Source organism: Burkholderia sp. JP2-270 (assembly GCF_003233675.1).
In the GTDB taxonomy this organism is placed as follows: domain Bacteria; phylum Pseudomonadota; class Gammaproteobacteria; order Burkholderiales; family Burkholderiaceae; genus Burkholderia; species Burkholderia pyrrocinia_C.
In genome coordinates this window covers 1558676-1571771 of sequence record NZ_CP029824.1, presented here as the reverse complement: position 1 = coordinate 1571771, position 13096 = coordinate 1558676, and the positions used below count along the sequence as shown (strand labels likewise).

At 66.3% G+C, this 13096-nt stretch carries 10 protein-coding genes; 7 read left to right on the top strand and 3 right to left on the bottom strand.

Annotation, left to right across the window (positions count from 1 at the left end; all coding sequences use genetic code 11):
- Positions 1-86: 86 nt before the first annotated feature.
- Positions 87-2315: an NADP-dependent isocitrate dehydrogenase gene (locus tag DM992_RS07475; RefSeq protein WP_111016286.1), complete on the bottom strand. Its 2229-nt coding sequence runs from the start codon at positions 2313-2315 to the stop codon at positions 87-89.
- 281 nt (positions 2316-2596) lie between these two features.
- Positions 2597-3853, bottom strand: coding sequence for an NADP-dependent isocitrate dehydrogenase (icd, locus tag DM992_RS07470; RefSeq protein ID WP_034178829.1), 1257 nt, complete (start codon positions 3851-3853; stop codon positions 2597-2599).
- Positions 3854-4130: 277 nt separating this feature from the next.
- Between icd and DM992_RS07465 the strand changes: the two genes are divergently transcribed.
- The 6 genes from DM992_RS07465 (at position 4131) to DM992_RS42635 (ending at position 11300) form a co-directional block, all read left to right on the top strand.
- On the top strand, positions 4131-4709 hold the full coding sequence (locus DM992_RS07465; protein ID WP_111016285.1) for a pseudouridine synthase: 579 nt from the start codon (positions 4131-4133) through the stop codon (positions 4707-4709).
- A 280-nt stretch (positions 4710-4989) separates the two neighbouring features.
- Positions 4990-5208 (top strand): hypothetical protein, encoded by a 219-nt coding sequence (locus tag DM992_RS07460; RefSeq protein WP_072444916.1) that lies wholly within the window; start codon positions 4990-4992, stop codon positions 5206-5208.
- Between the two features lie 159 nt (positions 5209-5367).
- Complete coding sequence (locus DM992_RS07455) at positions 5368-5868, top strand: DUF192 domain-containing protein (protein ID WP_111016284.1); 501 nt, start codon at positions 5368-5370, stop codon at positions 5866-5868.
- Between the two features lie 216 nt (positions 5869-6084).
- The gene (gene fusA / locus DM992_RS07450) at positions 6085-8196 is read left to right on the top strand and encodes an elongation factor G (RefSeq protein ID WP_034178833.1); all 2112 of its coding nucleotides are present in this window, start codon (positions 6085-6087) and stop codon (positions 8194-8196) included.
- A 166-nt stretch (positions 8197-8362) separates the two neighbouring features.
- Positions 8363-9376, top strand: coding sequence for a HoxN/HupN/NixA family nickel/cobalt transporter (locus DM992_RS07445; protein WP_111016283.1), 1014 nt, complete (start codon positions 8363-8365; stop codon positions 9374-9376).
- Positions 9377-9665: 289 nt separating this feature from the next.
- Positions 9666-11300: a hypothetical protein gene (locus tag DM992_RS42635; RefSeq protein ID WP_111017851.1), complete on the top strand. Its 1635-nt coding sequence runs from the start codon at positions 9666-9668 to the stop codon at positions 11298-11300.
- Between the two features lie 27 nt (positions 11301-11327).
- Here DM992_RS42635 and DM992_RS07435 read toward each other — a convergent pair whose 3' ends face one another.
- Positions 11328-12173: an aldo/keto reductase gene (locus DM992_RS07435; protein ID WP_111016282.1), complete on the bottom strand. Its 846-nt coding sequence runs from the start codon at positions 12171-12173 to the stop codon at positions 11328-11330.
- Positions 12174-12339: 166 nt separating this feature from the next.
- Here DM992_RS07435 and DM992_RS07430 point away from each other — a divergent pair, with 166 nt between their 5' ends.
- Positions 12340-13086 (top strand): GntR family transcriptional regulator, encoded by a 747-nt coding sequence (locus DM992_RS07430; protein WP_105390077.1) that lies wholly within the window; start codon positions 12340-12342, stop codon positions 13084-13086.
- Positions 13087-13096: the final 10 nt, after the last annotated feature.

Genomic DNA, 13096 nt, shown 5'->3' with positions numbered 1-13096 from the left:
GGGCGTTTTTCTTTTGTGTAGAGCGGCGGACGGCAAAACCCGCCGCGCCGACTCCCGCATTGGCCCGCGCGATTGCGCGGCCGGCGTCAGGCGACCGCGTCGACGATGCCGTTCAGCGTCGCGCTCGGGCGCATCGCCTGGCTCGTCAGGTCGACGTTCGGACGGTAGTAGCCGCCGATCGCCTGCGGCTTGCCCTGCGCGGCCGCCAGTTCTTCCAGGATGCGCGCTTCGCTGTCGGACAGCGCCTTCGCCACGCCTTCGAACTGCGCCTTCAGCGCGGCGTCCTCGGTCTGCTCGGCGAGCGCCTGCGCCCAGTACAGGCACAGGTAGAAGTGGCTGCCGCGGTTGTCGAGACCGCCGACCTTGCGCGCCGGCGACTTGTTCTCGTCCAGGAACTTGCCGGTCGCCTGGTCGAGCGTCTTCGCGAGCACGACCGCCTTCGGGTTCTGGTAAGCATGGCCGAGGTGTTCGAGCGACGCAGCCAGCGCGAGGAATTCGCCGAGCGAATCCCAGCGCAGGAAGCCTTCCTCGACGAACTGCTGCACGTGCTTCGGCGCGGAACCGCCCGCCCCCGTCTCGAACATCCCGCCGCCAGCCATCAGCGGCACGATCGACAGCATCTTCGCGCTGGTGCCGAGCTCCATGATCGGGAACAGGTCGGTCAGGTAGTCGCGCAGCACGTTGCCGGTGACCGAGATCGTGTCCTTGCCCGCGCGGATGCGCTCGAGCGAGAAACGCGTCGCGTCTTCCGGCGTCATGATGCGGATGTCGAGGCCGTTCGTGTCGTGATCCTTCAGGTAGCGTTCGACCTTCGCGATGATCTGCGCATCGTGCGCGCGCGCCGGATCGAGCCAGAACACAGCCGGTGCGCCGGTCGCGCGGGCGCGGTTCACCGCCAGCTTGACCCAGTCCTGCACCGGCGCGTCCTTCGTCTGGCACATGCGCCAGATGTCGCCCGACTCGACCGCATGCTCGAGCAGCACGTTGCCGGCTTCGTCGGTGACGCGCACGACGCCGTCCGCCGGGATCTGGAACGTCTTGTCGTGCGAACCGTATTCTTCGGCCGCCTGCGCCATCAGGCCGACGTTCGGCACGCTGCCCATCGTGACCGGATCGAATGCGCCGTGCTGCTTGCAGTCCTCGATCACGGCCTGGTAGACGCCCGCGTAGCAGCGGTCCGGAATCACGGCCTTCGCGTCGTACAGCGCGCCGTCCGGGCCCCACATGCAGCCCGACTCGCGGATCATCGCCGGCATCGACGCGTCGACGATCACGTCGCTCGGCACGTGCAGGTTCGTGATGCCCTTGTCCGAGTTGACCATCGCGAGGCGCGGGCGCACCGCGTATTCGGCCTTGACGTCGGCTTCGATCGCTTCGCGCGTGTCGGCCGGCAGGTCCTTCAGGCGCGCGTACAGATCGCCGATCCCGTTGTTCGGGTTGAAACCGACCTGCGCCAGCACGTCCGCGTGCTTCGCGAGCGCGTCACGGTAGAACACCGACACGAAATGGCCGAACAGGATCGGATCGGAGACCTTCATCATGGTCGCCTTCAGGTGCACCGAGAACAGCACGCCCTGCGCCTTCGCATCGGCGATCTGTGCTTCGATGAAGCTGCGCAGCGCGTTGCGGCTCATCACCGATGCGTCGATGACTTCACCGGCCTTCACGGCCGTCTTTTCCTTCAGCACCTTCTTCGCGCCGTCGGTCGTCGTGAGCTCGATCTTCACGCTGCCTGCATCGGCGATCAGCGCCGACTTCTCGCTGCCGTAGAAGTCGCCTTCGCTCATGTGCGCGACGTGCGCCTTCGACGTGGCCTGCCACACACCCATCTTGTGCGGATGCTTGCGTGCGTAGTTCTTGACCGACAGCGGCGCGCGGCGGTCGGAGTTGCCTTCGCGCAGCACCGGGTTCACCGCGCTGCCCTTGATCTTGTCGTAGCGGGCCTTGACGGCCTTTTCCTCGTCGGTCGACGGGTCTTCCGGATAGGCCGGCAGCTTGTAGCCCTGCGCCTGCAGTTCGGCAATCGCGGCCTTGAGCTGCGGCACCGACGCGCTGATGTTAGGCAGCTTGATGATGTTCGCTTCCGGCTTCAGCGTGAGCTGGCCCAGCTCGGCCAGATCGTCGGAACCCTTCTGCTCCGGCGGCAGGATGTCTGCGAATGCCGCGACGATGCGGCCCGCGAGCGAGATGTCGCGCGTTTCGACGGCGACGCCGGACGAACGCGTGAAGGCCTTGACGATCGGCAGCAGCGAATAGGTCGCGAGCGCGGGCGCTTCGTCGGTGAGGGTATAGATGATCTTGGGCGAAGTGGACATGGTCGATGCGTTGCTACGTGAATATTGGAACTGAAGATCGCCGGCGGTAACCGGCGGAGGGGCGACCGGATCGGTCGCGAACGGGGCCGCGCCGGCTCAGCCGGGCGGTGGTATTGCGAGGGCCGTCATGTTCTACCTTGCAGGGCATCCGGGCCGCATCGCGGCGCCGCGGCCCGCATGCCGGACCGCCCTGCCAACAAACCTGCCATCCACGAAACGCCCCGGCGCCGGCAGTAGGCGCCGGGGCGGCCGGAAACGCTCCGGCCACCCCGGAAGGGGACTTACATGTTCTCGATCAGCACTTCGCCGAAGCCCGAGCACGACACCTGCGTCGCGCCTTCCATCAGGCGCGCGAAGTCGTACGTGACGCGCTTCTGCAGAATCGACTTCTCCATCGACGCGATGATCGTGTCGGCCGCTTCCGTCCAGCCGAGATGGCGCAGCATCATTTCCGCCGACAGGATCTCGGAACCCGGGTTCACGTAATCCTTGCCCGCGTACTTCGGCGCGGTGCCGTGCGTCGCCTCGAACATCGCGACCGAATCCGACAGGTTCGCGCCCGGCGCGATCCCGATGCCGCCGACCTGCGCGGCCAGCGCGTCGGAGATGTAGTCGCCGTTCAGGTTCAGCGTCGCGATCACGTCGTATTCGGCTGGACGCAGCAGGATCTGCTGCAGGAACGCGTCGGCGATCGAATCCTTGATCACGATCTCGTTACCCGTCTTCGGGTTCTTCACGCGCATCCACGGGCCGCCGTCGATCAGCTCGCCGCCGAATTCCTTCTGTGCGAGCGCGTAGCCGGCGTCACGGAACAGGCCTTCCGTGAACTTCATGATGTTGCCCTTGTGCACCAGCGTGACCGACTTGCGGTCGTTGTCGATCGCGTACTGGATCGCCTTGCGCACGAGGCGCTCGGTGCCTTCGGTCGACACTGGCTTGACGCCGATCCCCGAGGTTTCCGGGAAGCGGATCTTCTTCACCCCCATCTCGTCCTGCAGGAACTTGATCACCTTCTTCGCCTGCTCGGAGCCCGCGGCCCATTCGATGCCTGCGTAGATGTCTTCCGAGTTCTCGCGGAAGATCACCATGTCGATCTTTTGCGGCTCGCGCACCGGCGACGGCACACCCTTGAAGTACTGGACCGGGCGCAGGCACACGTACAGGTCGAGTTCCTGGCGCAGCGCGACGTTCAGCGAACGGATGCCGCCGCCGACCGGTGTCGTGAGCGGCCCCTTGATCGACACCACGTATTCCTTCAGCACCTGCAGCGTTTCGTCCGGGAGCCACACGTCCGGACCGTACACCTTCGTCGCCTTCTCGCCCGCGAAAATCTCCATCCAGTGGATCTTGCGCTTGCCCTTGTAGGCATGCGCGACCGCCGCATCGACGACCTTGATCATGACCGGCGTGATATCGAAGCCCGTACCGTCGCCTTCGATATAGGGAATGATCGGCTGATCGGAAACGTTGAGCGAGAAGTCCTTGTTGACGGTGATCTTGTCACCGCCTTCCGGAACCTTGATGTGCTGATACGGCATGATCGACTCCAGTGACGTGGCTGAGCAGGTGATGCTGGTCGAAGCTGCGCGCGCGGCGGGGGTCGCGGCTTGGCCACCCCGTGACGGCAACAGCGAGCCGCTATTCTAGCGCCCCAACCGGGCACTTCGGCATGAAGCGCGGCACTGCGTATCAAGACCTCACTTATGTCTTATATAAGACAGAGGACTTGCCGTTCCGTATTATGCATTAAGATTCCGCCATTTGCCATAGACCGCTCTGCCCGCCTCCCGCGGCGCGCCGGGCGGACGCCCCGCCATGAACCTGATCGCCCTCAACAAGCCGTTCGGCACGATTTGCCAGTTTTCCGCGCACGAGACGCGGCCGTCGCTCGGCGACTGGGTAAAAACGCCCGGTGTCTATGCGGCCGGCCGGCTCGACGCGGACAGCGAGGGTTTGCTGCTGCTCACCGACGACGGCGCGCTGCAGGCGCGCATCGCGGAGCCGCGCCACAAGCTCGTCAAGCGCTACTGGGCGCAGGTCGAGGGTGCGCCCGGCCCGGCCGACCTGAAGGCGCTCGCGCGCGGCGTCGATCTTGGCGACTACGTGACGCGCCCGTGCCGCGCCGAATTCATCGAGCCGCCCGACGCGCTGTGGCCGCGCAACCCGCCGATCCGCTACCGCGCCGCGATCCCGACCACGTGGATCGAGCTCGCGATCACCGAAGGCAAGAATCGGCAGGTGCGCCGGATGACGGCGGCCGTCGGCTTCCCGACGTTGCGTCTGGTGCGCGTCGGCATCGGCGCGCTGGATATATTCGCACTCGGCATTGCACCAGGCGAAACAATCACGCTGCCGCCGCGCGCGCCGTGGGACGGTTTCGCGCACGCCGGATGACGGATTCGGGACGCCCGATTTTTTTCGTCGTCTTTTTCGTCAACCGCCTGCAAAGATCGCGCGTTAAACCACGCAGATGCCACCCTGAGCTATCCGGTATCGGCAGCCGAACGTGTTTGCGTCACGAAAGCGACGTCTTTTTTCGAATACGATTCGACGCCCGCAGCGCAAAGAGAAATTTCTCGAAGCGTCTGTCAACCGAAAGGTGGATGGCACCGTTAGACGTCATGACTCCAATGCCGGGTCATTTGGTTAATTAACTAAAGCTGAGGAACACAACATGAACAAACTGATCGCCGCTCTGGTCGCTGGTCTCTTCGCAACGGCTGCTTTCGCACAAGCTTCGGCTCCGGCCGCTCCGGCTGCTGCTGCTCCGGCAGAAGCTGCTTCGGCACCGGCTAAGAAGGCAACGCACAAGAAGCACCACGCTGCTAAGAAGCACCACGCTGCTAAGAAGGCAGCTAGCGAAGCCGAAGCCCCGGCAGCTGCTTCGAACTAAGCAAGCAAGTTGTAATAACGCAGTCAAGAACACGCAGTCTTGCCGTTCTTACGGCGTTGAAAGGCAGATCACCGCAAGGCGATCTGCCTTTTCTTTTTTGTGCCCGCCGGCGCGCATCGCGTACCATGCGGGTCTCGTTTTCCAGATAGGAGCCTTGCTGTGCAATTCTCCCTGCGCTCGTCGCTCGGCCGCCTTGCGCGCGCCGCCGTGTTTCCCGCCGCGCTCGCCGTCCTCGCGCTCGGCATGCAGGCCGCCAGCGCCCAGATGCCGCCCGGCGCCAAGCAGCCGAGCGAGTTCCCGCACGTGAAGCTGCGCGCCGGCATGTACGTGATCGATGCAGCCGTCGCCGCGAACGACGCCGACCGCGAACAGGGGCTGATGTACCGTTCGCAGCTTGCGCCGAACGAAGGCATGCTGTTCGTGTTCAACGAGAATGCCGTGCACTGCTTCTGGATGAAGAACACGCTGATCCCGCTGTCGATCGCGTTCATCCGCGCGGACGGCACGATCACCGACATCGACGAGATGAAGGCAGAGACGACCGACAACCACTGCCCGCGCAACAACGGCGTCTACGCGCTCGAAATGGGCAAGGGCTGGTTCGCCGCGAAGGGCATCAAACCCGGCATGAAGCTCGAAGGCCTGCCGAAGGCCCAATAACGGCGGTCCGCGGCCTCGCGCCGCACCCCGACCGAAGCCGGCCGCCCGTGCGCGCCGGCTTTTTTTTCGCCGGCCGCGCGCCGCCCGGCTTGATTCCGCCGGCGCCGGCCGCATCTGCAAAAGCCACGCGCAAGCGCTATGCTTTAAGTCTCGCTTGTTCCAAACCCGGGCCGGCCCAGCCTGCCCGCTTACGATCCGAACCACCAGGAGGTTCACGTGCCCCGCAAAACCCCCATCGAGCGCTATCGCAATATCGGGATCAGCGCTCACATCGATGCCGGCAAGACCACGACGACCGAGCGCATCCTGTTTTATACCGGCGTGAGCCACAAGATCGGTGAAGTGCACGACGGCGCGGCCACGATGGACTGGATGGAGCAGGAGCAGGAACGCGGCATCACGATCACGTCGGCGGCGACCACCGCCTTCTGGAAAGGCATGGCCGGCAACTATCCGGAACACCGGATCAACATCATCGATACCCCGGGCCACGTCGACTTCACGATCGAGGTCGAACGCTCGATGCGCGTGCTCGACGGCGCGTGCATGGTCTACGACTCGGTCGGCGGCGTGCAGCCGCAGTCCGAAACCGTGTGGCGCCAGGCGAACAAGTACAAGGTGCCGCGCATCGCGTTCGTCAACAAGATGGACCGCGTCGGCGCCGATTTCTTCCGCGTGCAGCGGCAGATCGGCGAGCGCCTGAAGGGCGTCGCCGTGCCGATCCAGATTCCGGTCGGCGCGGAAGATCATTTCCAGGGCGTCGTCGATCTCGTGAAGATGAAGGCGATCGTCTGGGACGACGAAAGCCAGGGCGTGAAGTTCTCGTACGAGGAGATCCCCGCGAATCTCGTCGAGCTTGCGCACGAATGGCGCGAGAAGATGGTCGAGGCCGCGGCGGAAGCGAGCGAGGAACTGCTCGAGAAGTACCTGCACGACCACGAATCGCTGACCGAGGACGAGATCAAGGCCGCGCTGCGCAAGCGCACGATCGCGAACGAGATCGTGCCGATGCTGTGCGGCAGCGCGTTCAAGAACAAGGGCGTGCAGGCGATGCTCGATGCGGTGATCGACTACCTGCCGTCGCCGGTCGACGTGCCGGCGATCCTCGGCCACGACTTCGCCGATCCGGAAAAGCCGGCGGAACGTCACCCGAGCGACGACGAGCCGTTCTCGTCGCTCGCGTTCAAGATCATGACCGACCCGTTCGTCGGCCAGTTGATCTTCTTCCGCGTGTATTCGGGCGTCGTCGAATCCGGCGACACGGTGCTCAACGCGACGAAGGACAAGAAGGAACGGCTCGGCCGGATCCTGCAGATGCATGCGAACGAACGCAAGGAAATCAAGGAAGTGCGCGCGGGCGACATCGCGGCGGCCGTCGGCCTGAAGGAAGCGACGACGGGCGACACGCTGTGCGATCCGACCAAGCCGATCATCCTCGAGAAGATGGAATTCCCGGAGCCGGTGATCTCGCAGGCCGTCGAGCCGAAGACGAAGGCCGACCAGGAAAAGATGGGCCTCGCGCTGAACCGCCTGGCGCAGGAAGACCCGTCGTTCCGCGTGCAGACGGACGAAGAGTCCGGCCAGACGATCATTTCGGGGATGGGCGAGCTCCACCTCGAAATCCTGGTCGACCGGATGAAGCGCGAATTCGGCGTCGAAGCGACGGTCGGCAAGCCGCAGGTCGCGTATCGCGAGACGGTGCGCACGACCGCGTCCGACGTCGAGGGCAAGTTCGTCAAGCAGTCGGGCGGCCGCGGCCAGTACGGCCACGCGGTGATCACGCTCGAGCCGAACCCTGGCAAGGGCTACGAGTTCCTCGACGAGATCAAGGGCGGCGTGATTCCGCGCGAATTCATCCCGGCCGTCGACAAGGGCATCACCGAAACGCTGAAGAGCGGCGTGCTCGCGGGCTACCCGGTCGTCGACGTGAAGGTGCACCTGACGTTCGGTTCGTACCACGACGTCGATTCGAACGAAAACGCGTTCCGGATGGCCGGCTCGATGGCGTTCAAGGAAGCGATGCGCCGCGCGAAGCCCGTGCTGCTCGAGCCGATGATGGCCGTCGAGGTCGAGACGCCCGAGGATTTCATGGGCAACGTGATGGGCGACCTGTCGAGCCGGCGCGGCATCGTGCAGGGGATGGAGGACATCGCGGGCGGCGGCGGCAAGCTCGTGCGCGCCGAAGTGCCGCTCGCGGAGATGTTCGGCTATTCGACGTCGCTGCGTTCGGCCACGCAGGGCCGCGCGACGTACTCGATGGAGTTCAAGCACTACGCGGAAACGCCGGCCAACGTATCGGAAGGCGTGATCAACGCGAAGACGAAGTAAGCGCCGGGCGCTTGCGCCCTGCCGCGCATCATGCTGAGCCCGTCCGGTTCCGCCGGACGGGCTTTTTTTGTCCGATGCGCACCGCCCGCGGCTTTTTGATCGGCCCGTCACGCGTTTTTTTTCGCATGCCACAATGACATGCGATTCGTCTGATGGAACCGTCCCGATGCCGCCGCCCACCCCTGCCCTGCGCCGTCTGCTGATGCTCTATGCCGGCCTGATCGCCGCGAACGTCGCCGTCTGGCTGTGGGCGCTCGCGGTGCTGCGCAACCATCCGCTGCTACTCGGCACCGCGGCGATCGCGTACGGGCTCGGGCTGCGTCATGCGGTCGACGCCGATCACATCGCGGCGATCGACGTCGCGACGCGCAAGCTGATGCAGGACGGCCAGCGTCCGGTGAGCGTCGGGCTGTTCTTCTCGCTCGGCCATTCGACGATCGTGATCGTCGCGACGCTCGGCATCGCGCTGACCGCGTTCGCGCTGCGCGACCGGTTCGATGCGTTCCGCGAGATCGGCGGCACGATCGGCACGGCGGTGTCGGCCACCTTCCTGCTCGTGCTCGCATGCGTGAACCTGATGATCCTGCGCGACGTGTGGCGGCGTTATCGAGCCGCGCCGGAGCATGCGCACGGCGCGCCGCACGTGCACCGCCCGGCCGGATTCGTGTCGCGGCTGCTGCGCCCGCTGTTCCGGTTCGTGTCGAAGAGCTGGCACATGTATCCGGTCGGCGTGCTGTTCGGGTTAGGTTTCGATACTGCAACCGAAATCGGCCTGCTCGCGATCGCAGCCGCACAGGCGAGCCAGGGACTGCCGGTCTATACGGTCATGCTGTTTCCCGCCTTGTTCACCGCCGGCATGACGCTGATCGATTCGACCGACAACGTGCTGATGATTCATGCGTACGGCTGGGCGATGGACGATCCGCAGCGCAAGCTGCTCTACAACGCGAGCATCACGTTCGTGTCGGCGGCCGTCGCGCTTGCGATCGGCGGGATCGAGGCGGCCGGCCTGCTCGCCGACAAGCTGTCGCTGACGGGCCCGGTGCGCGACGCGCTCGATGCGCTCGGCGAACGCTTCGGCTCGATCGGCTACGGCATCGTCGCGCTGTTCCTCGTCTGCTGGATCGCATCGATCCTGTTCCACCGCTGGCAGCGCGCGGCCGACGCGCCGGCGCGCTGAGCATCGTTCAGACGTTTCATTTCGGAAACAAAACTCCCGCAACGACGTTTCATGCGCCGTCGCATGCATGCGCGCGCCTTGTGCCACGAGCGTAAGCGGCCGATGGCACGAATCTCGCAGATAGGGCCCCGCACGGCGGGCCCGCGTGCCGATCCGCGTTCGCAGCTGGCTTCAAGCGCCAGCCCGAAGGCAATCGGCCACCGAAAGGACAACGAATCTTTACTGGCCCCCTGCACCACACGTAGATAGCCGCGCGGCGACGAGGCATCGCGCGCATTGGGAGGCCATGATGCTGAAGACAAAACAGCCGTTCCGCGCGGCGGGACGGTGCTATCGCGCGACCTTGATGGCCGCAGCCGCGTTTGCGTGCTGCTGCTCGTATGCAGTCGCGCAGAACGCGGCGCCTGACTCCGCGCCCGACGCGAACGCCAACGCTGACCCCGTCATGATGCTGGTCGAGGACGCTTCGTCGTGCGCGGCCAATCCGGCTGCGTGCGCTGCGCTCGTCTATGCGGGCGGTGGCATCGGCGGTCACGGCGCCGGTGCGAGCGGCAGTGGCGGCAACCCCGGCGGCGGGAGTGGGAGTGGGAGCGGCGGAAATAGCGGAAACGGCGCTGTCGGACCTGCCGGTGTCGGCGGAGCGACAGGCGCAACGTCCGGCGGCACGGGTGGCACGGGCCGCGGAGGCAATGCGTCAGGTAACAGTGGTTCGGGTGGCGGTACTTCGGGTGGCGGCACTTCGGGTGGCGGCACTTCGGGTGGCGGCACTTCGGGTGGCGGCACTTCGGGTGGCGGTACTTCGGGTGGCGGCACTTCGGGTGGTGGCACTTCGGGTGGCGGTACTTCGGGTGGCGGTACTTCGGGTGGCGGTACTTCGGGTGGCGGCACTTCGGGTGGCGGCACTTCGGGTGGCGGCACTTCGGGTGGCGGCACTTCGGGTGGCGGCACTTCGGGTGGCGGCACTTCGGGTGGCGGCACTTCGGGTGGCGGCACTTCGGGTGGCGGCACTTCGGGTGGCGGCACTTCGGGTGGCGGTACCTCCGGTAGCGGAGGCCATGGCGGACATGGTAGCCATGGCGACGGTGGCGGCAACGGTAACGGCAGTCACGGTAATGGCGGCGGCGGCGCGGGTAACGGCGGCGGTAATGGCAGTGGCGCTGGCGGCAACGGTGGCCACGGCAATGGCGGTGGCAACGGAGGCGGCACAGGTAACGGCGGCGGTAATGGCAGTGGGGCTGGCGGCAACGGTGGCCACGGCAATGGCGGTGGCAACGGGGGCGGCACAGGTAACGGCGGCGGTAACGGCAGTGGCGCTGGCGGCAACGGTGGCCACGGCAATGGCGGTGGCAACGGGGGCGGCACAGGTAACGGCGGCGGTAACGGCAGTGGCGCTGGCGGCAACGGTGGCCACGGCAATGGCGGTGGCAACGGGGGCGGCACAGGTAACGGCGGCGGTAACGGCAGTGGCGCTGGCGGCAACGGTGGCCACGGCAATGGCGGTGGCAACGGAGGCGGCGCGGGTAACGGTGGCGGTAACGGCAGTGGCGCTGGCGGCAACGGTGGCCACGGCAATGGCGGTGGCAACGGAGGCGGCACAGGTAACGGCGGCGGTAACGGCAGCGGCGCCGGCGGCAACGGTGGTCACGGCAACGGCGGTGGCAACGGAGGCGGCACAGGTAACGGCGGCGGTAACGGCAGCGGCGCCGGCGGCAACGGTGGTCACGGCAACGGCGGTGGCAACGGCAGTGGCGGCACGGGTAACGGCGGCGGTAGCGGCAGTGGCGCCGGCGGCAACGGTGGTCACGGCAACGGCGGCGGCAATGGCAACGGCAACGGCAGTGGTGGCGCCGGCAATGGCGGTGCCAACGGTGTCGGCAATGGCGGCGGTCACGGTAACGGCGGATCGTCCGGAGGCCGCCACTGACCGGAAGCGTTGCCCGGCCGGGTGCCGTCAGAGCATCTCGAGCGCGCGCTTGCTGCGCGGCGCACGGAAGTACGCGTCAAGCTGCGCGCGCTCGTCATCGCTCAACACGAAATCGAGCGCGGCACGGTTGTCCCGCACATGTTCGATCCGCGACGCCTTCGGAATCGCGAATACGCCCGGCTGCGCGAGCACCCATGCCAGCGCGACGCGTATCACCGACACGCCGCGCTGCCGGGCGATCTCGTCGAGCGGCGAGCGCTTCGGCAACCGTCCGTGATCGACCGGGCTGTACGCCATCGCAGGCATCCGGTGTTCGGCGAGCCACGGCAGCAGGTCGAATTCCGGGCCGCGCCGCGCGATGTTGTAGAGGATCTGGTTGGTCGCGCACGCGTCGCCGCCCGCGTCGTCGACGAGCTCGGCCATGTCGGCCGTATCGAAGTTGCTCACGCCCCAGTGACGGATCTTGCCCGCGCGTCGCAGCGCCTCGAAGCCCTCGACCGTCTCCTCGAGCGGCACCGAGCCGCGCCAGTGCAGCAGGTACAGGTCGAGCCGATCGGTACGCAACCGCTTGAGGCTCGCGTCGCACGCGGCGGCGACGCCGCGCCGGCTCGCATGGTGCGGGTAGACCTTGCTGACGAGAAACACGTCGTCGCGCAGGCCGGCGAGCGCCTCGCCGACGAGCGCCTCGGTCGCGCCTTCGCCATACATCTCGGCGGTGTCGACCAGCGTCATCCCGAGTTCGACGCCTTCGCGCAGCGCGGCGATCTCGTCCGCGCGGCGGGCCGGCCGCTCGCCCATTTCCCAGGTGCCCTGGCCGAGCTTCGGAATCGTCTCGCCGTTCGGCAGGACGACCGTGGTGATCGTGTCTGTCATGCGCGCCTCGCTGCGGATTCGTGGCCGCGCACCGCGGCCGAAGCATGGAATACGACGCATCAGTGTAGTCAATCGGCGCGGCACCGGCCTATCGCAAGGCAAAAACCGGCTATAACGGCGCCGCATGATGACTTAGAATGGCCGCAATCTGATCGATACCCACTCCATGAAGTCACCCACGGACGACCGCTGGCAGGACCTGCGCCCCGACCCCGACAACGACACGCCGCTCTACCTGCAGCTCGCCCGCAAGCTCGGCGACGCGATCCACGAGAACCGCTGGACGGCCGGCGAGGCGCTGCCGTCCGAGCGCGTGCTGTCCGATGCGCTCGGCGTGTCGCGCATCACCGCACGCAAGGCGATCGCGCTGCTCGTCGAGCAGGGCCTGATCCGACGCACGCAGGGCGCGGGCAACTTCATCCAGCCGCGCTACGAGGATCCGCTGTCGCGGCTGTCGAGCTTCAGCGAAATGCTCGAGCGCCGCGGCTTCAAGCCGAGCTCGCAATGGATCGCGCGCGAGATCCAGCCCGCGAACCGCGACGAGGTGATCCAGCTCGGACTGTCGCCGGCCGCGTCGGTTACGCGCCTGAAACGCCTGCGCCTCGCCGACGGCATCGTGATGGCCGTCGAGAACTCGACGTTCCCCGCGACGCTGATCCCCGATCCGCAGGCGATCGGCGGTTCGCTGTACAGCTATCTCGAAGCGCGCGGCACGCCGATCGTGCGCGCGCTGCAGCATTTCCGCGCAGTCAACGCGACCGACGAGATCGCCGAACAGATGGGCATCGCGCCGCACGACGCGCTGCTGCTGATCACGCGGATCGGCTACACGTCGGACCAGCGCGCGATCGAGCTGACCGATACCTACTGCCGCAACGACTACTACGACTTCGTCGTCGAGCTGCGCAAATAACGCAAGCCAC